Here is a 24,169-nt window from a genome sequence, read left to right as displayed (position 1 = left end):
CGAATTGAAGAATCGGCAGGCCAAGCTTAGTCAGCTCCTCAATTCTCCAGTTCCACTATTCCCCAGTTCCTCAGTTCTTCAATTCTCCAGTTCCACTCCCCAAAACGCAATCACCCCCGCCTCCGGACGACGGGGGTGACATGCGAGGGTGCGGGAAAAGGGGGTAGCTTCTCTCAACCCTCACAAGCCTAGCAGGCGGGCCAGATCCTTCTCGGTCGCCCGGCGCTCGACGATGGTGCGGCCTTGCGCATCCGTCATCTCGAAGCGTCCGTTCTCGATCTCTTCCTTCATGCCGTTGCGATGGATGACGGTGATCTTTTTGCCGTCGATTTCGACGATATCGCCCGTCGTCGCATTGACGTGGCTGGCGGCCTTACCGCCCGGATTGGTGTTGCCTTTGCCGCTGTTGTTTCCAGGACCGGCATTGGCATTGCCGCCACCGGCATTGCTATTGCCCGAATTGCCACCGCTGTTGCCGCCGCCACCATTGCCGCCGTTGCCGCCGCCACCATTGCCGTTGCCTCCGCCGGCATCGGCCGACGCGGCAACGATCCGTGGTGAGCCATCGAAGGCAAGGTGCCAGGGAGCAGCGGTCAGCGCGAGCGCCGTCGAGGCTCGCAGCACGAGCCAGAATATCCTGAGGGACGGCGCCGCGCTCATACCTTAGCCGGGCGTGACCACCGTCGGAGCGTCGCTATCGTCGCTGTCTTCGCCCTGGTCGTCATTGTCGTCGCCCTGGTCGCCGCCGTGATCGTCGCCGGTGTCGTGGCCGTCGCCATCGTCATCACCGCCATCGTCGTCACCGCCTTGATGATCGCTGTCGTGATCGCCGCTATCGTGGTCGCCGCCATCGCCACCGTCATGACCACCTTCGCCGCCACCACCCTCGCCGCCATCATGGCCGCCTTCGCTTTCGGCATGGGCGGCGGCAGGCACGAGCTTGGCGCCGTCGAGCGTCAGGTGATAGGGCGCCACGGTGAGCGCCAGCGCGGTCGAGGCGCGCAGCGCGAGCCAGGCGAGCCGGTTGAAGGGAAGGTGCATTCGAAATCTCCTCGTAAAGCCGGTTCCGCCTCGGCCGTGCCGAAGTTCCGCCCTCAGTTCGACCGAGGCGGAGCCGGTGTCTTAGCGGGGCAAGGATTGCCATTCCGGCAAGCCGGCGGAAGCGGCCCACGACCCATGCCATGCCCGGTCGGACCTTTTTTGAGGCCGCCTGGGGACCATCGTCGCAACTAGTGAGGGAAACAACCTGGAGCCGCGGCTGCCGGTGCGTTAACCAAATCGCTTGGAAATTGGCTAGCAATTCACTATGACTGTGGCTCGCGAGAACGACGCGGACACTCAACGAACCGCGGCATGCTACGGCGCACATGCTCCCTTGGACGCGAAAGTGCCGTAGGCCTTTTGATTTGCGTATGGACTGTTGCCCCGGCCTGCGGGGCCATGCGCCAAGAGCCCGCCTTACCCGGCAGACGTCCCAAGGGCCCGAAAAAAGTACCCCCGCCAAAGGGCGGGGGCAAGGTGAGCAGCGGGAGTTCTGTCGTAAGACGATCAGGACCGAAGAGACGAAGCAAAAGGTGGCAACCTGATTTTGCAGCGCTGGCCTTTGGTCCCTTAAGATCTAATCCAGATAGAACCTCGCTCTCACAAACTCTATTCTCATAAACTCTTCAGGCGATTTAGATCGGCCATTGTGGCCTTGCGCTCGACGATGGTGCGACCAAATTTGTCCTCCATCCTGAAACGGCCGTTCTCGATCCTCTCCTTCATTCCGTTCAGGTGCGTGACCTGGATGCTGTTGCCACTGACCTCGACCTTGTCGCCGGTCGCCGCGTTCACATGATCGTCGACATCGGCTGTGCTGCTGTTTGCGGCGCTGTTCGCTGCGCCCTTGCTGTTGCCGCTGTTTCCGTTGCCGTTGCCGTTGTTACCGCCTGAATTGCCGTTCCCGTTATTTCCGCCGCTGTTTCCGCCCCCGTTATTTCCGCCGCTGTTTCCGCCCCCGTTATTTCCGCCGCCGCTATTTCCACCGCCGTTGCCGCCTTTGCCGGCATAGGCCTTGGCCACTACAGGACCTTCGAAGGAGAGATGAAAAGGCGCGACAACAAGCGCCAGCGCAGTGAGCGCCCGCAAGACAAGCCTGCAGCCCCTGCGCGATACGCGCATCCCATTCTCCCCTTGCCAGCCATTCGACCCTTCGGCCGAACTACCCCACCGGCAATGTCGCAGCATCAGCATCCCCAATCAACGCGTCGTGGGGAAGTGGCCCACGACCCTTGTCTTGTTTTCTCAGACCTTTTTCGCAGTGATATCGGACCTAAGTCCTATCTCAACCACCGGATGTAGTCTGGCGCGGTTGCGCGCACACCTTTCTTCTTGCCCGCGTTGCGCTGAAACGAATTCAGGCAACGCGCTTCAAGTTTCTGTTTTGATGCATGTCGTTCTCCCAAAACCGCTGCGCACTTTTGGGCGACATGCCAGGTTTTTGTTTTGATGCATATCGTTCTCCCAAAACCGCTGCGCACTTTTGGGCGACATGCATTTGACCCTTAACCAGGCGACGGAACCGGCGCTCTCGCCGTCACGGCCGCGCCGAAAGCAGCAGCGATCACGGCGCCGATACCGGCGCATTGCAACACACTCAAGCTCTCGTGCAGGAACAGGAAACCGGTCAGCGCAGCGCCCGCGGGCTCCAGGCAGACGATCATGCCGTAGACTCTCGCCGGCATTCTGGCGAGAACCATCATCTCCAGCCAGAAGGGCAGCGCGCTGGAGAACAGCCCGACGACGACCGCGGCCGCCATGACCTGCGGGTCGGTCAGATAAGGTTCCGCGGCGGTGAAGCCGAAAGGCAGCGCGACCAGCGCGGCGATCGCCATGCCATAGGCGGAGGTGCGGGCGCCAAGCTCGGCGCCGGCCTTCTGCGCGAAGATGATGTAGAGCCCCCAGCAGCCGCCGGCGGCAAGCGCAAGCAGCACGCCCACCGGATCGAGCCCACGGCTGACATCTGCGAAGGGGGAAAGCAGCACGATGCCGGCGACCGCCAGCACCACCCAGACGAGATCGAGAAGACGCCTGGAGCCGAGCGTGGCGACGAAAAGCGGGCCGGTGAATTCGAGCGCCACGCAGATGCCCAGCGGAATGCGCTCGAGCGCGGCATAAAAGAGCAGATTCATGACCGAAACGGTGACGCCATAGGCGGCAAGCCAGGGCAGTCCCCTTCGCGTCGGCAGCACTTTCCATGGCCTGAGCACCGCCGCCAGCATCAGCGCGCCGATGACGAGCCTCAGCATCGTCGTGCCCTCCGCCCCGAGGACCGGAAACAGGCCCTTGGCGAAGGCGGCGCCCACCTGCACCGATAAAATGGCGCCGAGCAGGCCGACGACGGGGAAGGCGCCCAGCTGCGCCTCCGGTTGTGCGATCGGCGTCGACGTCACGTGCTGTCCATCCCCTGCATCCCCCTCCCCGGGTGGCCGGATGCGGAGATAAGGCCTGGCGGCCGCGCTGTCGTGAGGCAGCGGGCGGAGGATGATGGGACAAGGCGCCGCCACCCGGCAGGCTGCTGCGCTGCACAAATCCTTGAAATTCAACAGACTTTCACAGGCTCGATCGAATAATGCGACGTTATGATCGAGCCGTCTCCAGCATACCCGTTATGGTTGCCGATATTGTTATCAACATCCTTGACGATAATACTACTCAAAACTCAGACCAAGTTCCCATGATTACATAGGACCATTGGACTTCCGGGGGACATTTTTAAGCGGCAACTAATTCCCCAACCGCTCTCCATCACATCTTTATTTCAAAGCCGTAAGCATTTTGTGTTGCGCTGCAACATCGGCCGCGACAATCGTGGACCGGGGGCATGCTCGTTGGAGGATGCCATTATAGTGACCCGGATGGGCATTCCGCTGGCTGGCAAGGAGTACGCCGTCGGCCCGGTCGGCGATTCCTCGACAGGCAGTCGCGAGGTTTGCGCGTCCTATGTCGCCTGTCACGCAAGAGCCGGTGGACGTCGCTGATGGCGAACGCGCGCGACATCCAGTTGGATGCGTTGCGGGCCGTTGCCGTGACGCTGGTGCTCTATGCGCATTTCCTCGCGCCCGGCGGCTCGTCCTTCCTCGGCCATCTCGGGGTCAGGCTGTTCTTCGTGCTCTCCGGCTTCCTGATCACCCGGCTTTTGCTGGACGCGCGTGATACCGATGCATTCGCCGCCGGACCGGCGCTGCGTTCCTTCTATGCCAGGCGCGTGATTCGGATATTCCCGCCCTATTTCGCGGTGCTGGCGCTCGTCTGGTTCACCGATCTGGAACAGTCCAGGTCGTCGCTCGCCTGGCATGCGCTTTACCTCTCGAACTTCTGGTATGCGCTGCGCAACGATTGGAACCCCTGGCTGCTCTGCCATTTCTGGAGCCTCAGCATCGAGGAGCAGTTCTATCTGGCCTGGCCGCTGATCGTGCTTCTGGCGCCGCGCAGACACATCGAGGCGATCACCATCGGCGTCATCGCCTTCTCGCTCGCCTACCGCTTTTATTGGCCGATCACCGCCGACCCGGCGCTCGCCCGCGATCTGTTGCCGCCAGCCTCGATGGATGCGCTTGGCTGCGGCGCCCTGCTTGCGGTGCGCCGCGCCAGGGGCGCCGATGTGCCGCGATGGATGCGGCTCGGCTGGCCGGCCTTGGCGGCGGTCTTCCTGCTCGTCGTCTGGTCGGATCCCGGGCCAGCGGACTCGGCATGGGAATGGCCGCGCTGGCTGCTGGTGCAGGTGCTGCCCCTGGTGCCGCTGGCGGCGATCGTCGCCGCCTGCTCGACCGGACTCGGCGGCAAGCTGGGCAAGCTGGCAGAACTGCCGCCGCTGCTTGGGCTTGGCCGCATCAGCTACGGCGTATACCTCTACCACCCGATCTTGCTTGCCTATGCCGTCAAGGCGCAGCCATGGATCCCGCTCAACGTCTCGGAACAGGGACCGGGCCGATTCCTGGTCGCGGGCGCCACCACGCTGATCGCCGCCTCGCTCTCCTGGGCGCTGTTCGAGAAGCCGCTCAACAGCCTCAAGCGCTATTTTCCTTATGTCCAGAAGCGCTATTTTCCTTATGTCCAGCGCGCGCGAACACCGGGCGAGACCAGCTGGATCAGCCCGGCGGCCGCCGGTTCCGCGCTCGACCTTCGACACACGGAGGCGAGACGATAATGGCGAGCGCCGCGCTGCCCCTCATCTCGGTGCTGCTGCCGGTCTACAATGCCGAGCCCTATGTCGGAGCGGCGGTTCAGTCGATACTGCGACAGGACTACGGCCGGCTCGAGGTCATCGCCGTCGACGACGGATCGACCGACAGGTCGCTCGAGATCCTCGAGCGCTTCCGCCGGAGTGACAGCCGCGTCTCGATCATCTCGCGCGAGAATCGCGGCCTCGTCGCCAGCCTCAACGAAGGGCTGCAGATAGCGCGGGGCGAGCTGGTCGCGCGCATGGACGCCGACGACTTCGCCTATCCCTGGCGGCTGTCGCGGCAGGCGGCGCTGTTTGCCGCGCGGCCCGAGCTCGGCTTTTGCGGCGCGCTCGTCGATCCACTGCTCCGTGGCCGCATCGCCAAGGGTCGACTCGATCCGGTGTTCCGCCTCGGTCTCCCGGTGCTGTCGAAATTCTTCACCATCTTCATGCATCCGACGGTGATCTACAACCGCAACGTCATTGCGGATGCCGACCTCCATTACGACAGCAGCTACCGGCATGCCGAGGATTTCGACCTCTTCCGGCGGCTCGCCGACTGCTATCCGGCGGTCTTGCTGGAGGAAAGCCTGCTCGTCTACCGGGTGCACGCCGGCAGCGTGACCAGCCGGCACATCCGGGAGATGCGGCGCACGCATCTCAGGATCGTCGGCGAGAATCTCGAGCGGGTGGGGCTGGCAGGCACCCAGGACCTGCGCGCGATCGGTGATACGGTCTCCTTCGATACGGTGGCTCGCGCTGCAGCTTTCATGCGCGCGCTGGAAGAGCGGATCGCCGCGCTGCCCGCGGCAGTCCGGCCGAGCTTCGAGGCCGGCGCGCTAAACCTCTTCTATTTCCTCTACCAGCTCGTCAATGACGAGGAGCAACCCGCGCTGACGCATGAGTTTTTGACGCTGACCGGGAAATGGAACGCGATCCGCCGCCGCGAGAAATACGCGCTCAGCCCCGGTGCCTGGGCGCCCTGGCTGAGCCAGGCCTCGATGTGGGCCGGAAAACAGGCGGACTGGATGGCCTACCGCTTCAAATCCACGCCGGCGGCTGCGGTGCTGGCGCCTTATCGGAAGGGGGCGGCATGAACGCTGAGCGCCATCCGCTGCTGCGGCACTTCCGCCCCGCACTGCCCGCTCCGCCTTGGCCAAGGCAGCGGCCGGAGGTGTCCTTCATCGTCTGCACGCGTGACCGGATGGCCGTGCTGAAGTCCTGCATCGACTCGATCCGCGCCGCCTGTCTTGCGCATCCTGCGTTCGCGGCCGAGCTGGTAGTGGTCGACAACGGCTCGCGCGACGGCACCGCGGAATATCTTTCGCGGATCGCCGCGACGTCCGGCATCGCGCTGACCGCTATCCGCGAGCTCCGCCCCGGACTGGCGGCGGCGCGCAATGCGGGGCTGGCGCAGGCCCGCGGGCGTGTGCTGGTCTTCGTCGACGACGACTGCCGGCTCGACCGGACCTACCTCGCCGACCTCGCGCGGCATTACGCAAGCGGCGAGAAATGGCTGATCCGCGGCGGCCGCGTCGAGATCGGCGATGCGCGCGACCTGCCCTTCACGATAAAGCGCTGCGACAAGCGCGAGCGGCTGACGCGCGACGTCCATCCGGGCGGCTTCGTGCTCGGCTGCAACATGACCATGCATCGCGACGTCGCTGCCCGCATCGGCCCCTTCGACGAACGCTTCGGCGCCGGCGGCGCGCTGCGCTCGGCCGAGGACACGGACTATCTGGTGCGCGCAATGCTCGCCGGCATGGCGGTGGAATACGTGCCCGACATGACGATCTTCCACCACCATGGACGGCGCGACCGCAAGGCGATCGACCGGCTGCACCGTGACTATCATTTCGGCAATGGCGCACTCTGCCTGAAGCATTTCCGCCGCGCGCCCTTCCTGCTGCGCCATTTCTACTGGGCGGCTCGGTCGGCCATGCGCGAGCTCGCCGGCGGGCCGCGCTTCGACCCGGAGCTCAGGCTGTCGCACTGGCCGATCGTGCTGATGAACCTCGCGGGCGCGGCCAAATTCATGGCTCTTGTGCTTGCTGGACGGCCCCCGCAGCGGGCGCAGCCGAGTATGGAGACCAATGAGGCCGCCGGGGCGGAGGCCGGCGCGCGATGACCGGGCGCAAGGCCCCTGCCCTGTCGATGCTGCGACGCGCTCTCGGCCGTCGACAGCTCGCCCTGTTGCCCGCCGTCGTCGTGCTCGGGCTTGCCGGTGCTGCGCTCGAAGGTTTCGGCATCGGGCTGATCATCCCGCTGCTCGGCATCATCATGAGGCATGGCGAGGCGACGGGCACGGCCGGCCTATCGGCCCTCCTCCAGAAGGTCGGCGCGGGGCTTGGCGAGCGCGAGCGGCTGATCGCGATTTCGGCTGCGATCCTTGCCTCGATCCTGCTCAAGAACCTGCTCGCCTACGCCAATTCAGTGCTGACGGCCCATATCTACGGCAGAGCCGGCCAGGCGATACGCGGCGCGCTGGCCGAGCGGCTGCTCAACGTCGGTTATCCTTTCTTCCTGAAGGAAAGCCCGGGGCGGCTGCTCAACATCATCTCCAACGAATCCTGGCGCGCCTCCGACGCCATTCAGGGGATGCTCGGCGCGGTGGTCAGCGCTTCGGCCGCAGCCATCCTGCTTGCCTTCCTGCTGCTGCTCTCCTGGCAGATGACGCTGTTGGTGATGCTCGGGCTGGCGCTCGTGCAAATCGCGCATATGGCGCTGTCGGCGCATCTCAGGGCACCGAGCCGCAGCGTTTCGGCGCGCAACAGCGGCCTTGCCTCGCAGATGCTGCATCTCGTCCATGCCGGCCGCCTGATCCGCATCTTCGGCCAGGAAGCGCGCGAGAAGGCGGCGTTCGAGAAGGCGTCGGACGGCGTGCGGCGGGCAGCCTTCCTGCTCTCCAACCGCCAGGCCGCGCTGGCGCCGCTGACCGAAGTGCTGCACGCCATGCTGTTCCTGGCGGTGGTGATCGGCGCCTGGCTCGCGGGCTTGAGCTTCCCGCTGGTCGCGGCCTTCCTTATCCTGCTCTACCGCCTGCAGCCGCATGTCAGGGCACTGCAGATGACCTGGAGCCAGTTGCAGGGGCTTTCCGGCTCGCTGGAAGAGGTGACCTGGCTGCTCGACCCCGAGGGCAAGCCGGCGCCGCCGACAGGCAGCCGGCCGTTCGCCGCTTTAAGCAAAAAAATCGCCTTCGAGGGCGTGAGCTTCAGCTATGCCAATGAGGAGCAGCGCGCGGCGGTGCTGCACGCGGTAAGCTTCGATATCGCAAGCGGCCGCTCGACGGCGCTGATCGGCCGCTCGGGCGCCGGCAAGACGACGATCGTCAATTTGCTCTGCCGCTTCGTCGAGGCGGACGGCGGCCGGATCCTCGTCGACGGCACGGCGCTTAACGAGATCGATCTGGTCGCATGGCGGGCCCACATCGCTTTGGCCAGCCAGGAGCTGGAACTGGTCGACGGCACCATCCTCGACAACATCACCTACGGCAAGGACACGGCAAGCGCGGAAGAGGCGCGCCGCGCGGCCATGCTCGCCGAGGCGCATGAATTCATCGAGAGGCTGCCGCAGAGTTACGCAACCGTCGTCGGCTATCGGGGAGTCAATTTGTCGGCCGGGCAGCGGCAACGCATCGCGCTCGCCCGCGCGCTGCTGCGCGACCCGGACATACTGATCCTCGACGAGGCCACCAACGCCGTCGACGGGCTTTCCGAAGCGGCGATCGTGGAGACGCTGAAATCGCGCGCCGGCCGCCGCACGACGATCGTCATCAGCCACCACCACTCGACGATCTCGTTCTGCGACGACCTGGTGATCCTGGAGCATGGCAGGGTGAAGAAACAGGCGCCGTTCGCGGCGCTGGCGGCGCGCAGCATGGATGAATTGTACCAGCCGGAGTGAGTAACCCTGGCCGGCAGGCATTCTCGACAATTAAGAAAGGCTGGCGGGACAGCACCCCCCTCTGGCCTGCCGGCCATCTCCCCCTCAAGGGGGGAGATCGGACGTCACGTCGGCTTTCGCCAGTCGCCAGCGTCGCAAGGCGTGGCGCGGCGCTGAAACTGGCAATCTCCCCCTTGAGGGGGAGATGTCCGGCAGGACAGAGGGGGGTGCTGTCCCGCCGGCGTCAGATCATATCACCCAGCCATCGCCAGCGGCACGGCGCTCTTGTTCGGGATCTGGATGTCGATCTCCAGCGTCGACATCGTAGCGCCGCGGTCCATCGACACCTGGAGATAATCCTGGTCGATCTGCACGTGCTTGGCGATGACCGCCATGATCTCCTCGCGCAGGATGGAGACCAGGTCTGGCTGGCCGCGGCTCTGGCGCTCATAGGCGAGCAGCAGCTGCAGCCGCTCGCGCGCCACCGGCGCGCTGGTGCGCCGCTTGAAGAGGTCGAGGATGCTCATGCCGCCCTCCTTCCGAGAAGCCGGTCGAGGAAGCCCTTGCGTTCGAAGGGAACGACCACCGGCAGGTCCTCGCCTTCCAGGCGTCTTGCCGCTTCGAGATAGGCCTTGGCGGCGGAATTGATCGGTTCCGAGAGCGTGACCGGCGCGCCGAGGTTCGAGGCGCGGAGCACATCCTGGCTTTCCGGGATGATGCCGAGCAGCGGCGTCGACAGGATCTCCAGCACGTCGTCGATCGACAGCATCTCGCCGCGCGAGGCGCGCGCCGCGTCGTAGCGCGTGACCAGCACGTGCTTCTGGATCAGCTCGCCCTGCTCGGCCTTCATGGTGCGGGCGTCGAGCAGGCCGATGATGCGGTCGGAGTCGCGCACCGACGACACTTCCGGGTTGGTGACGATAACCGCCTCGTCGGCGAAGCGCATGGCAAGCTGGGCGCCGCGCTCGATGCCGGCCGGGCTGTCGCAGAAGACATAGTCGAAGACCGAGCGCAGCCGCGCGATGACTTCAGCGACGCCCTCTTCCGTCAGCGCGTCCTTGTCGCGCGTCTGCGAGGCGGGCAGCAGGTAGAGCGTCTCCAGCCGCTTGTCGCGGATCAGCGCCTGCGACAGCTTCGCCGTGCCCTGGATGACGTTGACGAGGTCGAACACCACGCGGCGCTCGGCGCCCATGATCAGGTCGAGGTTCCTCAGGCCGACGTCGAAATCGACCAGCGCCACCTTCTTGCCGGTCTTGGCCACGGCGGCGCCGAGCGCGGCCGTCGAGGTCGTCTTGCCGACGCCCCCCTTGCCCGAAGTGACCACGACTACCTTGCCCATATATCCAGCCTCCATTGGCGTTTTTATTCTCTAGCCGTGCATGGGCACGGCGGATTCTTTAGAAACTTCGCACGCGAAACCGGTCCGAAGCTTGCGGCCAAAAACTCAGCCGAGCGGCACCACGCACAGCGCGTCGTTGTCGAGGAAGGCCTGCACGGCCTTGCCGCGCGAGACGCCCTCCATCTCCTCGGCCGTGGTGTACCAGCCGTCGACGGCGAGCAGCTCGGCCTCGTTCTTGCGGCAGAAGATGCGCGCCGAAATATTGCCTTCCGACCCGGCGATCGCGCGGCCGCGCAGCGTGCCGTAGACATGGATCGAGCCGCCGGCGACGATTTCCGAGCCGGAGGCGACCGAGCCCAGCACGATGACGTCGCCATGCGGATGGAAGACCGACTGTCCAGAGCGGATCGGCGCTTTGATCATCAGCGTGCCGGCGGAAGGTTCATGCCTCTCGACCACCCTGCCCGGCTCTGGCTTCGCCGCTTCCGGCTTCGCCTCGTCGAGCCTCAACAGTTCATCCTGCTGCGCCCTCACCTGACCGGGCTGCACCTCCTCGACCGCGGCCGTCTCGATCGTGATTTCTTCCGCCTTGGCCTTGCGCCCGGCCCTGCCCAGCAGCCCCTCGGCGGTCGCCTCCTTGGCGCCGGCGAGCAGCGGCGGCAGGTCAGGCCCGAGCTCGCCGCCGTCGAGCTCGATGGCATAGACGCGGATGCCGCGCGAGCCGAGCACGCCGACAAGTGCGGCGATCTCCTCCGGCCCCGGCTTCAGCGTGTTGAGATCCAGCACCACTGGGCGCCCGGCGAAATAGCCCGGCGAGTTGCCGATCCAGTGATCGAGCCCCTCCAGCCAGTCGTCGATGGGAGCTTCCGGGGTGAGCGTGAAAGCGACGAAAGAGCGGGCGCGGAAGCGGATGGATTTGTTGTGCAAAGGGGCGGCGAAGGTCACGACCAGGCGAATCCTTACTCAATGGTTAAAGGGTGCCGGGCCAATGGTTAACAAAAGGTTAATTTCGGGACTGAGACGCGTTAAGAGCTGGCGCGGCTAAGTTTTGTGGCGGGGCGGCCACACAGCCCGCCCGCGCGCCACGGCCCGCCGAAGACGAGCCGGGCATGTGAAGCTCCTAATATACAAAAAGAGATCGCACCGGCACCCTGTGGCCAGGCTGATATCCATTCTTTCCAGAGCAAGGGACCTGGACATGCGCATCGATCAGGCAAGCAGCAGACTGGCAGGCAGCAGATGGGCGGTCAGCAAGTGGGCAGGCCGGGCGAGCGTAACGCTCGGCGCGCTGATGCTGCTCGGAGGATGCATGACGAGCGGCCGGGACCAGACCAGCGCCATAGACCGATGGCTGACGACGGCCGATGCCAACGCGGTCGTCAATGCGATGGCCGCCAAGGGATTGATCCCGGAGACCATCGACTGCCGGTTCGCCGACACCACGCCGGCCCAACTGGCTTACGTCTCGAAATTCACCTGGAAGCGAGCTCCCGCAAACACACGCTACCACTGGGAAGTCGGCGACCCGACCTACCTCGCGAGCAAGGAAGTCAGGGCCAACAGGGTTGGGCTGCGGCGGGTGTTTGCGAAGGTGGTGCGGGATCCGGCGAGCGGACGGAAGGTTGGGTGCTCGGTGTGGACGAGTTGACCGACAGGAGACCCTGTCGCTTCGGCCGACTGGTTGAGCGCCACACATGATCTGAAGCCGAAGACGAAAGCCATTGATAATATTATTTTGCTCGTGCCTTGCCGCACCTCCGACTAAGCGCTATGTTTTTCAAATCGATCTTGTGGAACGAATGTTGTTTCCGCGCTTTTGCGCCCTGACGATCTTCCCTCTCAATTTCGAAGACTGCGACGTTTGGCATGACGCCAAGCGGCGATGATTTGCGTCGATTTGAAAGGAAAGTCGTATGACTACCGGAACCGTGAAGTTTTTCAACGCCACCAAAGGCTTCGGCTTCATCGAACAGGGCAATGGGCAGCCGGACGTGTTCGTCCATATCTCCGCCGTCGAGCGCGCCGGGATGCGCTCCCTGGTGGAAGGCCAGAAGGTGAACTTCGAGATTGTCAGGGATTCCCGCAGCGGCAAGAGCGCCGCGGAGAACATCCAGGCGGCCTGATGCGGTGCATCCATGGCCTTTGACCACGGATGTACTGGCATCGGCCCCGGGGCAGTGGAGAAGGTCGGGCTTGCCCGACCTTCTTCGTTTTAAACAGCGAGGTAGAAAAATGGCCGAAACGAGTTTTTTCAAGCCGAAGGGCGACGCCAAGAGCGAGGCCACCAACATGACCGCGCGTAGGATAATCGAGGGAGAAGCGGCGGCCAGGCGAGCAAAAACGGAACGGCTTCGCGCGGCAAGGCTCGCCCGCGGGCCGGTTGAAGCACCGCCAAAGAAAAAGCCGGCAAGGCGTAAATAGCGACAGAGGTCCCTGGGGAGATTCACGTCTCCCGGCGCGACTTTCGCGCCGCGGCTGCGCCGATCCGACGGCTGCCGGCCGGGCTAGGCCAAGGGTCGGATCGCGGGCCCGTTGAGGACGGCTCCGTCTGGCGAGAACTGCGAGCCGTGGCAGGGGCAATCCCAGCACTGCTCGGTGGAATTCCACCGCACGATGCAGCCCAGATGCGTGCAACTCGCCGAATGACTGTGCAGCTTTCCGTCATGATCGCGGCACACAGCGAGCTTGCTCAGGCCGTCCTGAAGGAAGCCGCCTTCGCCGGACTGGAGGTCGTCGGCCGACTTGATCTCACCGGGCAGCAGGTAGCCGGCAAGGTTCCTCACCGTCGTAAGGTTCTCGTTGACATAGTGCGCAAACGCGGCGGGCGGCGTCCGGTCCGGGGCGTACACAGCCTTCCAGTCGTTCGTTCCGCCCACGACCAGATCGCGGATGAGCAGTCCGGCCAGTGCCCCATGCGTCATGCCTTGGCCAGAGTCACCGGTGGCGATGAAAACGTTGCCCGTGCCGGGACTTCTGCCGATAAAGCCGCAATAATCGACCGTCTCGAGCACCTGCCCAGACCATCTCGCTCTTTCTCGACCAAGGTCGGGGACCAATGCCGCGATCCATGCCTCGAGCGCGGCAAAGCGCGCGTCGCCGTCATCGGCTTCGCCCGATTTGTGATCGCGACCGCCGGCGATGAGATAGTCAGTCCTGCCAGAGCCAGGGGTGAGGCGGACGTAATTGTAGGGATCGTCCATGTCCCAGTAGAGCGCATCCGGAAGGAGCCCCCTGGCGATATCGAAAGCCATCGCATAGGTGCGGTAGGGCGCCATCTTGCTGTGGATCTTGACCCAGGTGTTGATCGGGGAATTGGTGGCAAACACCGCGACCGAAGCCGTGAGCGTGGAGCCGCTGTCGCATTTCAGGCGAACTTCCTCCCCCTCCTTGATTTCGGTCACGGCGCTGTCGGCGAATGCCTTGCCGCCTCGCTGCTTGAAATCGGCCAGCAGGGCGCAGAGGTATTTCAGCGGATGGAAGGTGGCCTGGTTCGGATAGCGCAGGATGGGCGCCGATTCATGGCCTGTGAGCGGTAGACCCTCGCCACGCTCGACGGCAGCGCCGACCTTTGCGGCGGCCGCATACTCCTTGTCGCATTCCCTGGCGGCGTCCTTCTCGTCCATCCGAGCGGCCGGGAAGAGGAACCCGTCCAGCCGCCGGAAATCGCAGCCGATCCCCAGATCGGCGACATGCTGTTCGATGCGGTCGACGGCGGCTTGCTGACTTTGCTGATAGCCGCGCGCGAGAGCCTCGCCGCGCATCTCGATCAGCGCGCCCAGGCCGTCGTCGCAGACGGGCGACAGATGGGCGGTCGTGCGGGACGTCATGCCGCCGAGCAAGGGGCCGCGGTCCACCAACACCACCTTGCGCCCTGCCAACGCCAGTTCATAGGCAATGGAGACCCCGGCGATGCCGGCTCCAATGACGGCCACCTCGCAATGCTCGTCCTGCTCGAGCCGGGGAGCGCTGGGAAGGTTGGTGTCGAGCGTCCAAAAGGATCTGGTCGCTTCGCTGCTGACGTTCATCGCGTTCTCATCGAGACGAAGCCCACCGCATCGGCCATTCTCGCCTCAACGAGCGGGCCATCCTTGCAAACTCCGCCGAAGCGGGAATGTTCCTGGACTTGCAGCGCCTGCCTTCTCTTCGGCATGCCGGCGTGACTCCCGGGCTGCCGTTCCTCTATAGGATGAGCTTCTTGCTCCCTCCCGGATCCACCCATGTCCCTCCTCCCCTCCCTTCGCGACGCCTGCCCCAACGCCACCGTGTGGGACGCCGGCGAGCTCGCCTCGCGCGATCCCGGCTTCGACACCCGCAATTTCGGCGCTTCGGCGCTGGTGCGCCCGACCGACACGGCGAGCGTCGCGGCGCTGGTGAAATTCTGCGCGGAGCGCAGCATCGGGCTGGTTGCGCAGGGCGGGCGCACGGGGCTGGCGGGCGGGGCGGCGACTTCTGCGGGCCAGGTGATCTGCGACCTCGGCGGGCTCAACAGGATCGAGGAGATCGACCCGTTCGCGCGCGTGGCGATCGTCCAGGCCGGCACGACGCTTGGGGCGTTGCAGGAAGCGGCGGCGGTGCATGGACTCGACCCCGGCATCGACCTTGCCGCGCGCGGCAGCGCCACCATCGGCGGCATGGTTTCCACCAATGCCGGCGGCATCATGGCCTTTCGCAACGGCACGATGCGCCACCGCGTGCTGGGCCTGGAGGCCGTGCTGCCGGATGGGCGCACCTTTTCCGACCTCGCCCGGGTGCTGAAGACCAGCGCCGGCTATGACCTGAAGCACCTGTTCATCGGCGCGGAGGGCACGCTCGGCATCGTCACCCGCGTGGCGCTACGGCTCGATCCGGTGGCTCGAGCCAGCGCCACTGCGCTCGTCGGGGTGCCGGATGCGGCGAGCGCGCAGCGCATCGTGCTGCACTTTTTGGGCCAAACCGGCACGCGGCTTACCGCCGCCGAGATTCTGTGGCGGCGCTTTGCCGCCGCCATGCAAAAGGCGCTGGGCTACGCGCCTGGACAGTTGCCGCTGGAGGCGCCCTGCCTGCTGGTGCTGGGCTTGGGCGCCGATAGCGTGGAGACGGCGCGGGCTGCGCTGGAGGACGGGCTGGCGGCGATCTGGGAAGAGGCAGCAATCGTCGACGGGCTGGTCGCGAGTTCCGAGGCGCAGGCTGCGGCGATGTGGCGGCTGCGCGAGGAGACGGAGCAGATCGAGCGCATGCACCATCTGCCGCCCTCCTTCGACGTGTCGGTGCCCGGCGGCGCGCTCGATCAATATGTGGCGCGCATCGAAGCCGGGCTGAAGAAGATCGACGCTTCCTACGCACCCTACGTGTTCGGCCATCTCGCCGACGGCAATCTGCACATCTCGATCAACACCGACGGCCCGCTTTCGCATGAGCGGCATGAGGCGATCGAGGATGTGCTCTATGCCGGGCTCAACGAGGCCGGCGGCTCGTTCTCGGCCGAGCACGGGGTGGGGCTCGACAAGCGCGACGCCTATGAGCGCCACGCCGACCCGGTGAAGCGGGAATTGGCAAGGATGATCAAGGCGATGATCGATCCGGGCAATGTGATGAATCCGGGGAAGGTTGTTTCGGGAGAGTGAGGGCGTTGCGTTTTGAGAAGCCGGCGGGACAGCACCCCCCTCTGTCCTGCCGGACATCTCCCCCGCAAGGGGGGAGATTGGCAGCTTGATCGCCGGTGCTTGTCCCGCAACGTCGGCGATTGGCGAAAGCCGGCGTGACATCCAATCTCCCCCCTTGCGGGGGAGATGTCCGGCAGGACAGAGGGGGGTGTGACGGAACTCGGCGCTGTTCCAGACTAGGTTCCTCTCCCTCGTCGCTCGGTTCCGCCAAGCCAAGACGGAGAGGGGGAACTCCGTACAAAGCCCCCTCTCCGCCTCGGCTTGGCTCGGCCCTTCGCTCCAGCGGGGCGAGAGACCAAACTAACTCAAGCCGCGATCTGCACCTCCCGCGCGGCGGCAATCATCACGTTCGCAAGCAGGCCGTAGGCGGCTTGCCAGGCTTCACGCACGTCCGGCGTGAAGCCTCGCCGAGGCCTGCTTCGAGCGTCTCGATCAGCGCCTGGCCGACGGTTCCGTAATGGTGCTCCTCGACGCCGTAGCCGACATGGCGCCTGGCGAGATCCTGCACGGTGGGCAGGATGGTCTCGGCGCGGGAAAGCCCGTGCACCACGAAGCCCAAGGCCGCCATCAGCTTGGCGCCCTGCTTGCTCATGTCGGTTGTGCGAAACAGCGCCTTGAGGCTGCCGTCGATGGCAAACAGCTTCTCATAGAACAAGCCCGCGGCCGCCGTCTTGATCGGGAACACCTCGCGAAAACTATCCTGCACAAGCCTGATCTGGTCCGGTGTCATCGGGCGCTCCTCCGCGTTTGCTAGCCTGCAAGCATCCGGCGCGAGCGTTTCGCGGGGATGCCGGTTGTGGAGGCGGTGTGTTTCAGGCTTGTCTCAGTTGGGTATCAGGTTGCAAGGCGGTCGAATGCGCAAAGACAACCATAGACGGAAGGCGCGAAGCACCCCCCTCTGTCCTGCCGGACATCTCCCCCGCAAGGGGGGAGATTGGCCGTTTCGGCGCCCCGCCAATCCTGCAACGTTGGAGATTGGCGAAAGCGGTGGCGAAGTCTGATCTCCCCCCTTGCGGGGGAGATGGTCGGCAGACCAGAGGGGGGTGTGACGGAACGCCGTGCTATTCCAGTTCGCGTTCTTCACGACATCGGCGGCGAGGAATCGCTCTTCGCCACCAACCGCTTCGCCGCATCCGCTGCAGCCGTGCAATAGCTGCGGTCGCCATGGATCAGGATCATCACCATTGCGCCTTCGATCAGCAGGGCAAGTTCGCGCGCCCGCGCCTTCGGCGACGGCACGTTCGCTCCGGCAAGCAGCATTTCCAGCTGCTGCTCCATCAGGGCCTTGTGCTGGCGCGCGATCGAGCGCGCGGGATGGCCCGACAGGTCGGCGAGCTCGATCGCCAGGCGGGTGAAGCCGGAGCCCGCCCAGCGCGGCTTGGACGACCATTTGACCAGCCCCTCGAACAGCTTGTCGATCAGCGCGTCCGCGCCGCCCGACAGGTCGATGCCGTAATTCTGGAAGTCGGCGAAGGCGCGCTCGTGCTGCGAGGCGAGCACCGCCGTCAGCAGCGCGTCCTTGCTGTCGAAGTGATAGTAGAGCGTGCGCTTGGTGACGCCCGCGGCGTCCGCGATCTCGTCCATGCCGACGCGGAAAAAACCCCGGCGGCGAAACAGCTTGTAAGCCGCCTGCAGGATTGCGGGCCTGGTCTCGTCGGAGGCTCTGGGCATGGGGCACCGCCGTCGCCGTAAGTATACTCGCTAGTGAATTTACATCGGCGGGCACACGGCCTTCAATGATCAGCGCAAGCTAATATTCTACGGAGGACGACGATGGAAAAAGTAGTCCCCACGGTGCTCGATGTCCCGACAGGGATCGTGACGCTGCCCGACGCGATCGGGGTAACCGCGGCAGCGCCGAAGCTGATGACGACCATGACCTGCATCGAGGACCTGCGCCGGGCGGCGCGGCGCCGGGTGCCGCGCGTCTTCTTCGACTATGCCGAGGCCGGCTCCTATGCCGAACAGACGCTGCGCGCCAACCGCGCCGACCTCGAGCGCATCACGCTCAGGCAGCGCGTGCTGGTCGACGTCGAGCAGCGCGAAACGGCAACCATGATCCTCGGCGAGAAGGTGTCGCTGCCGGTGGCGCTGGCGCCGATCGGCCTCGGCGGCATGCAGTGGGCCGATGGCGAGATCCTCGCCTGCCGCGCGGCAAAGGCCGCCGGCATTCCCTATACGATGAGCACGATGTCGATCTGCTCGATCGAGGACGTGGCGGAGGCGGTCGGCTATCCGTTCTGGTTCCAGCTCTATGTGATGAAGGACCGCGGCTTCGTGCGCTCGCTCGTCGAGCGCGCGCTCGACGCCCGCTGCAGCGCGTTGGTGCTCACCGTCGACCTGCAGGTGCTGGGGCAGCGCCATGCCGATGTCAGGAACGGGCTTTCGGTGCCGCCGGCGCTGAAAGTCCGTACCATTCTTGACATCGCCAGCAGGCCGGTCTGGGCGGCCCGCATGATCACGGCAAAGCGCTGGACGTTCGGCAATCTCGCCGGCCATGTGAAGGGCGAGGACAGTATCAAGGCTGTCGCCGACTGGGTGGCGCATCAGTTCGACGCGACGCTGAGCTGGAGCGATGTCGAATGGATCCGCAGCATCTGGCCGGGCAAGCTGATCCTCAAGGGCATCCTCAACGTCGACGATGCGCGCAGCGCCATCAAGGCGGGCGCCGACGCCATCGTGGTCTCCAACCATGGCGGCCGGCAGCTCGACGGTGCGCCGTCCACCATCTCGATGCTGCCCAGGATCGCCGAGGCGGTGGGCTCGGAGGTGGAGGTGCTGTTCGATGGCGGCGTGCGTTCGGGCCAGGATGTGATGCGGGCGCTCGCCTTGGGCGCCCGCGCCTGCCTGGTCGGGCGCGCCTATGTCTACGGCCTCGGCGCCGGCGGCGAGGCCGGCGTGGCGACGGCCATCGATATCCTGCGCAAGGAACTGTCGGTCACCATGGCGCTGACCGGGACAAGAAGTGTCGCGGAGATCGATGGGCGCGTGCTGAATTAGCGCGACAATCCCTTCTCCCCGTTCACGGGGAGAAGGTGCCCGAAGGGCGGATGAGGGGCGGAGCGAGCATCAGAGACGCCGGCGGGACAGCACCCCCCTCTGGTCTGCCGACCATCTCCCCCGCAAGGGGGGAGATCGGATGTCGTGTTTGCCTTCGCCAATCTCCAACATTGCAGGAGGAGTGCGACGGGCAAGGCTGCCAATCTCCCCCCTTGCGGGGGAGATGTCCGGCAGGACAGAGGGGGGTGTGACGGAACGCGGCGCTGCTCCAGCTTGGATTCCTCACCCCCCGGGGAGTCGAGCGCTACTCGCACTGCCGGCGCGGGCCGCCGTCATAGGGCTGGTAGGTGTTGTCCTGCGGATCATAGGAGCGGTAGCGGCTGAAGCAGGAGTCGATATGGTCGCCCGACATTTGCGGGCCCAAAAGGCGATCCCTGGGGGCCTGTTCCTCTGGCGAAATCTCTTCCGGCGGGCCGCCATAGGTGGTGGCGTAGCCGTCACGCGTTGGAGCGTAGCCTTCCATCTCGGCCTGGTCGTCGGTCACCTCACCCTGATCGGCCTGGTCATTCTGACCTGCGTCGGTCGAGGCGGTATTGTCGCCGCCCGGATCGAAATAAGGCGAGACGCAGGGACGCAGCTCGCCGCTGTAGGAGCGGTAGCTGTTTTCTTCCGGACGATAGCTACGATAGCGGTTGGCGCACCATTCGAGATGGGCGGCGGGCAATCGGGCCTGCTGTGTCGGCGCCTGCCCGACGGGCTGGGCGGCCGCATTGGCATCTGGCGCGGGCTGCGCGTTCGGGGAGAGTCCGGGCAATGGCTGCAATTGCCGTGGCGCGGCGGGTTGCGGAGTTGCGAGAGCAGTGGTCTGCGCGCCGGCATCCGCCTTGGCGCTCTCATCGGCCTTGGTGGGCGCGCCTGCCGCCTGCTGGGCGGGAATGCGTTCAAGCTGCTGCTTGCCCGGATCGACCGGCTGGGCGTCTTTGGTCCATAGCTCGGAAACGCCGATTGCCGGCGTCGCCTGGCGCACCGGCTTGGCAGCCAGCAGCCAGGTGGCGAAGGCAAGTCCTGAGGCGAACACGGCCAGGGTCAGCACGAAGCCGCCGACGATTCCCAACAAAGCCTTCACGCTGCGCTCCTTAAGCCCCCGCTCATAGAATGCCAGGCACGGGACGGAGGTTCCCCGTCCCCATGAAAGTTCCCCGCCCCGAAGAAAGGCGCTAGCCGACCACCTCGCGATACTCCCTCACCTTCCCGTCCTGCCCGCGAATCCGCCAAATCTCACCGTCGCGACCCTCGATATGGCTGACGCCAAGCGGCACCTTGCCGCCGCCGTCGGGCAAATCGATGACATAGGTCGGATTGCAGATGCCGGAGAGCCGAGCGCGCAGTTCGGCGACCAGCGCCTGGCCCTCGGCAATCGTCGTGCGGCGGTGCGCCATACCGAGCGCCAGGTCGCCATGATGCAGGTAATAGGGCTTTACTCCGAGGCGATACATCAGCTCGCGGCAGAGCTCTTCCAACACCTCGACGCGATCGTTGACGCCCTTGAGCAGAACGCTCTGGTTGAGCAGCACGAAACCCGCCTGGCGCATCGTCCGGCAGGCCGTTTCGGCGTTCGGCGTGATCTCCCGCGGATGGTTGAAGTGGGTGACCACCGTCACCATCAGCCGGCCCTGCAGGGCCGCCACAAGGCCGGGCGTGATGCGCGACGGCAGCGCCACCGGCACGCGGGTGTGGATGCGCAAGAGTCGCACATGCGGGATCGCCTCGATGCGGCCGCGGATTTCGGCCAGCGCCTTGTCGGGCAGCGACAGCGGATCGCCGCCGGTCAGGATCACCTCGCGGATCTCCTCGTGCCCGGCGATGTAGGCCAGCGCCGGCTCCAGGGCCTCCCGCGTATAGCCGCGGCCGATCGAAGTCAGCGACTCTTTGCGGAAGCAGAAACGGCAATAGACCGCGCATTGATAGGTGGGAAACAAAAGCACGCGGTCGGCATGGCGGTGCGTTAGCCGCGGCACCGGGCTGTAGGCATGGTCGCCGATCGGGTCTTCAAGCTCGCCCTCTGCGGCGATCAGCTCGTCTGGCGACGGGATCACCTGGGCACGGATCGGATCATGCGGATCGCTCCAGTCGATCAGGTCGAGGTAAGCTTTCGGGATGCGTACCTTGTGGCTGGCTGCGGCTTCCTGCGCGGCCGCGCGCTCGGCGGGCGAGAGCGGGAGCGAGGCCAGGTCACGGACATGGCGCACGCCGGCGCGGACATCATCCTGCCAGGCGGCGTCGGGCGCTGCGGCTTCCTTGAGAATGGCGTCTGAGGTCATCGGGGGTCTCGGGCGGTTTTTGCGGGCGATATCGGCTGGATGGGCGACGGGGTCAACCGCTATGGTTGCCGCAGACAGGCACCCGCTGCCTCGCCTCCGCACACTCTATGCCGTTCGGATAGTTCTTTCAGCGGAATGGTATTAGTCTGCGTAGTCGGGCTTCGGGGCGACACGCATGGATTTCAGCACAGGCCATGGCTACCTTCTGATCGGCGGGCTGGTCCTTGTCGGCACAGGCCTGCTCCTCCTCTCGCTGATCGTCAATCTGCGCGTGGCCCACAGCGTGCGCGACGACATACGCCACCGCGAAAAGCTGCTGGAATATTACCGCAACATCTTCTCGCAGCTGGGCGTGATCCTGATCGGCATCGGCGTTTCGCTATTCATCTTCTTCTTCCAGCAGAACTATCAGGACCAGCGCAAACGCGAGACCGAGTTGCAGCAGGTGCTCGCCAGGCTGGCGGCGCGTGTTGCCCGCGGCGCCCCTGTCATCGAAACGCTCGGCGAGTTCGACGAGGTGCTGGACCAGGGCGGCGCCTATGTCGGCCCCGAACACGGCGGAAACAACGCCGCGATCAGCGCCAAGGGCACCGAGCTCGCCAAACAGGTCGAAAAGATCCTCCTGGTCGAACGAGATGTCGATGTCCGGGACTTCGACCTCCTGAACCTGTCGCGCGACCTCGAAGCCACCTTTGTCGTCAACGAGCTCGATCCGACGCTGTGGTTCAACATCGTGCGCGACGAGAACGAGATCAAATACGCCACGACACAGCTCGGCCTCGACTACAAGGACCTGCATGATGCGATCGGCGACGAGCCGGTGGAGGCGGCGGTCGCCAAGCCCGACAAGGAACAGAAGATCAAGCACGAGGTGCTCGACATCTTCTATGACGCCGACCTCCTGCGTCAGCGCAGCAGGCGGTTTCTCGGCCGTGCGTGCTGGCTCTTCAGCAAGGGCAAGAGCTTCGTCGCCCTCCTGCCGGCCGACGCAATCGAAGCCGACGCCAAATCACAGCAGGAATGGATCGACAGGTCGAAACTCCTGCTGACGCAGACGAAGTCGGGCAGCGGCGATTGCTTCAAGCTGCTTCACTACGGCCAGGCCTCCTGACGCCGGAGCAAACTTCGCCGCGCGATTTAGTTGCCCGTACGCTGCAATGTGCCCAGATGGTTGTCGTCGAGAAAATCGATTGTCATGGCCGACGCCTTGCCGTCGGGGCCGACGACGAAGCTGACGCCGGCGGGCCTGTCTGGCGTTTCGGCGTCGGGGAAGGTCACGAAGCGGTCGCCGTCGAAATGCGCCAGAGAATAGGATCGCGCACCTGATGGCCCGAGCTTGAGCACCAGGCCGTCACCGGCACCCGACACGACCGCGTCGCCGATGAAGTCGTTGGCATAGTGGCCGGCATAGGCGCTGGCCGGTGCGGCCGGCCTTGCCGGAGACGACGGCTTGGCATAGGCGGCCTTCGCCGCCTCGACCGCCGGACCGAACAGACCGGCATAGATCGCGTCCCAGGCCGCGATCCAATCCTTCTCGACCGAACCGTCAAAGACCAGATCGGCGAAGCTGCTTGATAAACCTTCCGGCACGCCCGTCGGGAAGGCGTTGGTCAGGACGACGATGCCGAGCTTCTCCTTCGGGAACAGCGTCACCACCGTGCGCGCGCCGACGCTGAAGGCGCCGGCATGACCCCAGCTCAGTCCGTGCCGGCCGAATTCGACATTCCAGCCAAGGCCGTAGAAGGATTCGCCGCCGGAGACGGGGTTCTTGCCCCGCGTCATCAAGGGCACATGCGTCTGGTCGAGCGCATCGGCGGCAATCAGCGGCTTGCCGGCATAGACGCCGTCGCCCAGCAGCAGGCGCACCCATTGCGCGAGATCGCGCGCGTTGGAGCTGACGCCGCCGGCGGGCGCCTGCGCATCCGGATCGCGCTTGATCTTCGCGGTCCAGACGCCATCGACCCTGACGTGAAGTGCTGCGCGATCGGCGTGATTGATGAAATCCTCGTGACGGGAGCTGGTCGAGGCCATGCCGAGCGGACGATAGAGCTTTTCATCGGCGACCTCCTCCCAGGATTTGCCCGTCGGCATCGCGGCCGCGACGGCGCCCTCGGTCAGCCCGAAATTGCTGTAGGAATAGCCGGCGCGAAAGCTCGACGACGGCGGCACGAAACGCAGGCGATGCAGGATCGTGGCACGATCGTAGCCAATGTCCTCGAGGTCGTCCCCGGCGGTGCCCGGAAGCCCGCTGCGATGCGCGAAGAGATCGCGGATGGTGAGCTGGCTGGTCGGATAGGGATCGGCGAGCCGAAAAGCCGGGTCGAGGTCGGCGATCTTCGAATCCCAGGACACGACGTGATCGCTGACCAGCGCCGCCACGACCGTAGCGGAGACCGGCTTGGAGAGCGAAGCGATCTGGAACACAGTGTCGGCGTCGACGGTCTCGGGCTTGCCGACCTCGCGATGGCCAAACCCTTTCAGGAAGATAACATCGTCGTCGTGAACGACCGCGATGGCGAGACCGGGTACCGCGCCGTCCGCGACCGCGCCTTGCGCCAGCGCCTCGAGCTTCGACAGCGCGACCGTAAGGCGTTCGGGCGTGATGGGATCCGCCGACACTGCAGGCGACCAAAGGGCCATCAGGACGAAGGCCCAAATGCTCAAATGACAGAGATTCCGATCAAGCCGCATCAGGCGCCTCCCCTCCCTGCATTCACCCAGCGATTGCACAGGCCGCCGCTGGCGGGGCCAATCCCGCCTCGGCCATCCGACGCGGCGA

The 24,169-nt window shown here is 65.2% G+C and carries 23 protein-coding genes; 10 read left to right on the top strand and 13 right to left on the bottom strand.

Annotated features, from left to right (window positions below; translation table 11 throughout):
* Positions 1-180: 180 nt before the first annotated feature.
* From RFN30_RS04145 to RFN30_RS04130, 4 genes are all read right to left on the bottom strand, one after another.
* On the bottom strand, positions 181-624 hold the full coding sequence (locus RFN30_RS04145) for a hypothetical protein (protein ID WP_320260838.1): 444 nt from the start codon (positions 622-624) through the stop codon (positions 181-183).
* A 39-nt stretch (positions 625-663) separates the two neighbouring features.
* Complete coding sequence (locus RFN30_RS04140; RefSeq protein WP_320260837.1) at positions 664-1,041, bottom strand: hypothetical protein; 378 nt, start codon at positions 1,039-1,041, stop codon at positions 664-666.
* A 615-nt stretch (positions 1,042-1,656) separates the two neighbouring features.
* On the bottom strand, positions 1,657-2,163 hold the full coding sequence (locus RFN30_RS04135) for a hypothetical protein (protein WP_320260836.1): 507 nt from the start codon (positions 2,161-2,163) through the stop codon (positions 1,657-1,659).
* 383 nt (positions 2,164-2,546) lie between these two features.
* On the bottom strand, positions 2,547-3,434 hold the full coding sequence (locus RFN30_RS04130) for an EamA family transporter (RefSeq protein ID WP_320260835.1): 888 nt from the start codon (positions 3,432-3,434) through the stop codon (positions 2,547-2,549).
* Positions 3,435-4,021: 587 nt separating this feature from the next.
* Between RFN30_RS04130 and RFN30_RS04125 the strand changes: the two genes are divergently transcribed.
* The 4 genes from RFN30_RS04125 to RFN30_RS04110 are packed head-to-tail and all read left to right on the top strand — an operon-like array spanning position 4,022 to position 9,109.
* On the top strand, positions 4,022-5,191 hold the full coding sequence (locus RFN30_RS04125) for an acyltransferase family protein (RefSeq protein ID WP_320260834.1): 1,170 nt from the start codon (positions 4,022-4,024) through the stop codon (positions 5,189-5,191).
* Entirely contained in the window at positions 5,191-6,303 is a 1,113-nt protein-coding gene (locus RFN30_RS04120) for a glycosyltransferase family 2 protein (protein ID WP_320260833.1), read from the top strand. The genes RFN30_RS04125 and RFN30_RS04120 overlap by 1 nt, the downstream gene beginning before the upstream one ends.
* Positions 6,300-7,334: a glycosyltransferase family 2 protein gene (locus RFN30_RS04115; protein ID WP_320260832.1), complete on the top strand. Its 1,035-nt coding sequence runs from the start codon at positions 6,300-6,302 to the stop codon at positions 7,332-7,334. Before RFN30_RS04120 ends, RFN30_RS04115 begins: the two co-directional genes overlap by 4 nt.
* On the top strand, positions 7,331-9,109 hold the full coding sequence (locus tag RFN30_RS04110; protein WP_320260831.1) for an ABC transporter ATP-binding protein: 1,779 nt from the start codon (positions 7,331-7,333) through the stop codon (positions 9,107-9,109). The genes RFN30_RS04115 and RFN30_RS04110 overlap by 4 nt, the downstream gene beginning before the upstream one ends.
* A 233-nt stretch (positions 9,110-9,342) precedes the next feature.
* Here RFN30_RS04110 and minE read toward each other — a convergent pair whose 3' ends face one another.
* The 3 genes from minE to minC all read right to left on the bottom strand — a co-directional run bounded on the left by minE (position 9,343) and on the right by minC (position 11,372).
* Entirely contained in the window at positions 9,343-9,615 is a 273-nt protein-coding gene (gene minE, locus RFN30_RS04105) for a cell division topological specificity factor MinE (RefSeq protein ID WP_040973218.1), read from the bottom strand.
* Positions 9,612-10,427, bottom strand: coding sequence for a septum site-determining protein MinD (gene minD / locus RFN30_RS04100; protein ID WP_059188336.1), 816 nt, complete (start codon positions 10,425-10,427; stop codon positions 9,612-9,614). Before minD ends, minE begins: the two co-directional genes overlap by 4 nt.
* Before the next feature lie 105 nt (positions 10,428-10,532).
* Positions 10,533-11,372: a septum site-determining protein MinC gene (minC, locus tag RFN30_RS04095; protein ID WP_320260830.1), complete on the bottom strand. Its 840-nt coding sequence runs from the start codon at positions 11,370-11,372 to the stop codon at positions 10,533-10,535.
* A 253-nt stretch (positions 11,373-11,625) separates the two neighbouring features.
* Here minC and RFN30_RS04090 point away from each other — a divergent pair, with 253 nt between their 5' ends.
* From RFN30_RS04090 to RFN30_RS04080, 3 genes are all read left to right on the top strand, one after another.
* Positions 11,626-12,075: a hypothetical protein gene (locus RFN30_RS04090; RefSeq protein ID WP_320260829.1), complete on the top strand. Its 450-nt coding sequence runs from the start codon at positions 11,626-11,628 to the stop codon at positions 12,073-12,075.
* Positions 12,076-12,340: 265 nt separating this feature from the next.
* A complete protein-coding gene (locus tag RFN30_RS04085) occupies positions 12,341-12,550 on the top strand; it encodes a cold-shock protein (protein ID WP_320260828.1) in 210 nt (69 codons plus the stop codon).
* Between the two features lie 109 nt (positions 12,551-12,659).
* Entirely contained in the window at positions 12,660-12,848 is a 189-nt protein-coding gene (locus RFN30_RS04080) for a hypothetical protein (protein ID WP_320260973.1), read from the top strand.
* An 83-nt stretch (positions 12,849-12,931) separates the two neighbouring features.
* Here the strand turns inward: RFN30_RS04080 and RFN30_RS04075 are convergent, their stop codons facing one another.
* Complete coding sequence (locus RFN30_RS04075) at positions 12,932-14,452, bottom strand: FAD-dependent oxidoreductase (protein ID WP_320260827.1); 1,521 nt, start codon at positions 14,450-14,452, stop codon at positions 12,932-12,934.
* Between the two features lie 192 nt (positions 14,453-14,644).
* Between RFN30_RS04075 and RFN30_RS04070 the strand changes: the two genes are divergently transcribed.
* A complete protein-coding gene (locus tag RFN30_RS04070) occupies positions 14,645-16,030 on the top strand; it encodes an FAD-binding oxidoreductase (RefSeq protein WP_320260826.1) in 1,386 nt (461 codons plus the stop codon).
* A 382-nt stretch (positions 16,031-16,412) separates the two neighbouring features.
* Here the strand turns inward: RFN30_RS04070 and RFN30_RS04065 are convergent, their stop codons facing one another.
* Together RFN30_RS04065 and RFN30_RS04060 are read right to left on the bottom strand one after the other, a co-directional pair.
* A complete protein-coding gene (locus RFN30_RS04065; RefSeq protein ID WP_430694649.1) occupies positions 16,413-16,799 on the bottom strand; it encodes a globin family protein in 387 nt (128 codons plus the stop codon).
* Between the two features lie 350 nt (positions 16,800-17,149).
* Complete coding sequence (locus tag RFN30_RS04060; protein ID WP_320260825.1) at positions 17,150-17,740, bottom strand: TetR/AcrR family transcriptional regulator; 591 nt, start codon at positions 17,738-17,740, stop codon at positions 17,150-17,152.
* A gap of 195 nt (positions 17,741-17,935) precedes the next feature.
* On the opposite strand from RFN30_RS04060, the gene RFN30_RS04055 reads away from it, so the two are divergent.
* Complete coding sequence (locus RFN30_RS04055; protein ID WP_320260972.1) at positions 17,936-19,069, top strand: alpha-hydroxy acid oxidase; 1,134 nt, start codon at positions 17,936-17,938, stop codon at positions 19,067-19,069.
* A 304-nt stretch (positions 19,070-19,373) separates the two neighbouring features.
* On the opposite strand, the gene RFN30_RS04050 is transcribed toward RFN30_RS04055, so the two are convergent.
* A complete protein-coding gene (locus tag RFN30_RS04050; RefSeq protein ID WP_320260824.1) occupies positions 19,374-20,195 on the bottom strand; it encodes a BA14K family protein in 822 nt (273 codons plus the stop codon).
* 91 nt (positions 20,196-20,286) lie between these two features.
* The gene (locus RFN30_RS04045; RefSeq protein ID WP_320260823.1) at positions 20,287-21,390 is read right to left on the bottom strand and encodes a KamA family radical SAM protein; all 1,104 of its coding nucleotides are present in this window, start codon (positions 21,388-21,390) and stop codon (positions 20,287-20,289) included.
* A gap of 175 nt (positions 21,391-21,565) precedes the next feature.
* On the opposite strand from RFN30_RS04045, the gene RFN30_RS04040 reads away from it, so the two are divergent.
* The gene (locus RFN30_RS04040; RefSeq protein WP_320260822.1) at positions 21,566-22,501 is read left to right on the top strand and encodes a hypothetical protein; all 936 of its coding nucleotides are present in this window, start codon (positions 21,566-21,568) and stop codon (positions 22,499-22,501) included.
* 26 nt (positions 22,502-22,527) lie between these two features.
* Here RFN30_RS04040 and RFN30_RS04035 read toward each other — a convergent pair whose 3' ends face one another.
* Positions 22,528-24,081, bottom strand: coding sequence for a serine hydrolase (locus RFN30_RS04035; RefSeq protein ID WP_320260821.1), 1,554 nt, complete (start codon positions 24,079-24,081; stop codon positions 22,528-22,530).
* Between the last annotated feature and the right edge of the window lie 88 nt (positions 24,082-24,169).

It is taken from the genome of Mesorhizobium dulcispinae (genome assembly GCF_033977345.1).
Classification (GTDB): Bacteria; Pseudomonadota; Alphaproteobacteria; order Rhizobiales; family Rhizobiaceae; genus Mesorhizobium; species Mesorhizobium dulcispinae.
Note: the sequence above shows the minus strand (reverse complement) of the source record. Positions and strands in the feature narration are given on the sequence as shown.

What these genes read in the sequence shown, in the direction of transcription:
- RFN30_RS04140 (WP_320260837.1), bottom strand. Translation starts at nt 1,041, where the DNA reads ATGCACCTTCCCTTCAACCGGCTCGCCTGGCTCGCGCTGCGCGCCTCG.
- RFN30_RS04135 (WP_320260836.1), bottom strand. Translation starts at nt 2,163, where the DNA reads ATGCGCGTATCGCGCAGGGGCTGCAGGCTTGTCTTGCGGGCGCTCACT.
- RFN30_RS04125 (WP_320260834.1), top strand. Translation starts at nt 4,022, where the DNA reads ATGGCGAACGCGCGCGACATCCAGTTGGATGCGTTGCGGGCCGTTGCC.
- RFN30_RS04120 (WP_320260833.1), top strand. Translation starts at nt 5,191, where the DNA reads ATGGCGAGCGCCGCGCTGCCCCTCATCTCGGTGCTGCTGCCGGTCTAC.
- RFN30_RS04115 (WP_320260832.1), top strand. Translation starts at nt 6,300, where the DNA reads ATGAACGCTGAGCGCCATCCGCTGCTGCGGCACTTCCGCCCCGCACTG.
- RFN30_RS04110 (WP_320260831.1), top strand. Translation starts at nt 7,331, where the DNA reads ATGACCGGGCGCAAGGCCCCTGCCCTGTCGATGCTGCGACGCGCTCTC.
- minE (WP_040973218.1), bottom strand. Translation starts at nt 9,615, where the DNA reads ATGAGCATCCTCGACCTCTTCAAGCGGCGCACCAGCGCGCCGGTGGCG.
- minD (WP_059188336.1), bottom strand. Translation starts at nt 10,427, where the DNA reads ATGGGCAAGGTAGTCGTGGTCACTTCGGGCAAGGGGGGCGTCGGCAAG.
- RFN30_RS04090 (WP_320260829.1), top strand. Translation starts at nt 11,626, where the DNA reads ATGCGCATCGATCAGGCAAGCAGCAGACTGGCAGGCAGCAGATGGGCG.
- RFN30_RS04085 (WP_320260828.1), top strand. Translation starts at nt 12,341, where the DNA reads ATGACTACCGGAACCGTGAAGTTTTTCAACGCCACCAAAGGCTTCGGC.
- RFN30_RS04080 (WP_320260973.1), top strand. Translation starts at nt 12,660, where the DNA reads ATGGCCGAAACGAGTTTTTTCAAGCCGAAGGGCGACGCCAAGAGCGAG.
- RFN30_RS04075 (WP_320260827.1), bottom strand. Translation starts at nt 14,452, where the DNA reads ATGAACGTCAGCAGCGAAGCGACCAGATCCTTTTGGACGCTCGACACC.
- RFN30_RS04070 (WP_320260826.1), top strand. Translation starts at nt 14,645, where the DNA reads ATGTCCCTCCTCCCCTCCCTTCGCGACGCCTGCCCCAACGCCACCGTG.
- RFN30_RS04065 (WP_430694649.1), bottom strand. Translation starts at nt 16,799, where the DNA reads ATGACACCGGACCAGATCAGGCTTGTGCAGGATAGTTTTCGCGAGGTG.
- RFN30_RS04060 (WP_320260825.1), bottom strand. Translation starts at nt 17,740, where the DNA reads ATGCCCAGAGCCTCCGACGAGACCAGGCCCGCAATCCTGCAGGCGGCT.
- RFN30_RS04055 (WP_320260972.1), top strand. Translation starts at nt 17,936, where the DNA reads ATGACGACCATGACCTGCATCGAGGACCTGCGCCGGGCGGCGCGGCGC.
- RFN30_RS04045 (WP_320260823.1), bottom strand. Translation starts at nt 21,390, where the DNA reads ATGACCTCAGACGCCATTCTCAAGGAAGCCGCAGCGCCCGACGCCGCC.
- RFN30_RS04040 (WP_320260822.1), top strand. Translation starts at nt 21,566, where the DNA reads ATGGATTTCAGCACAGGCCATGGCTACCTTCTGATCGGCGGGCTGGTC.
- RFN30_RS04035 (WP_320260821.1), bottom strand. Translation starts at nt 24,081, where the DNA reads ATGCGGCTTGATCGGAATCTCTGTCATTTGAGCATTTGGGCCTTCGTC.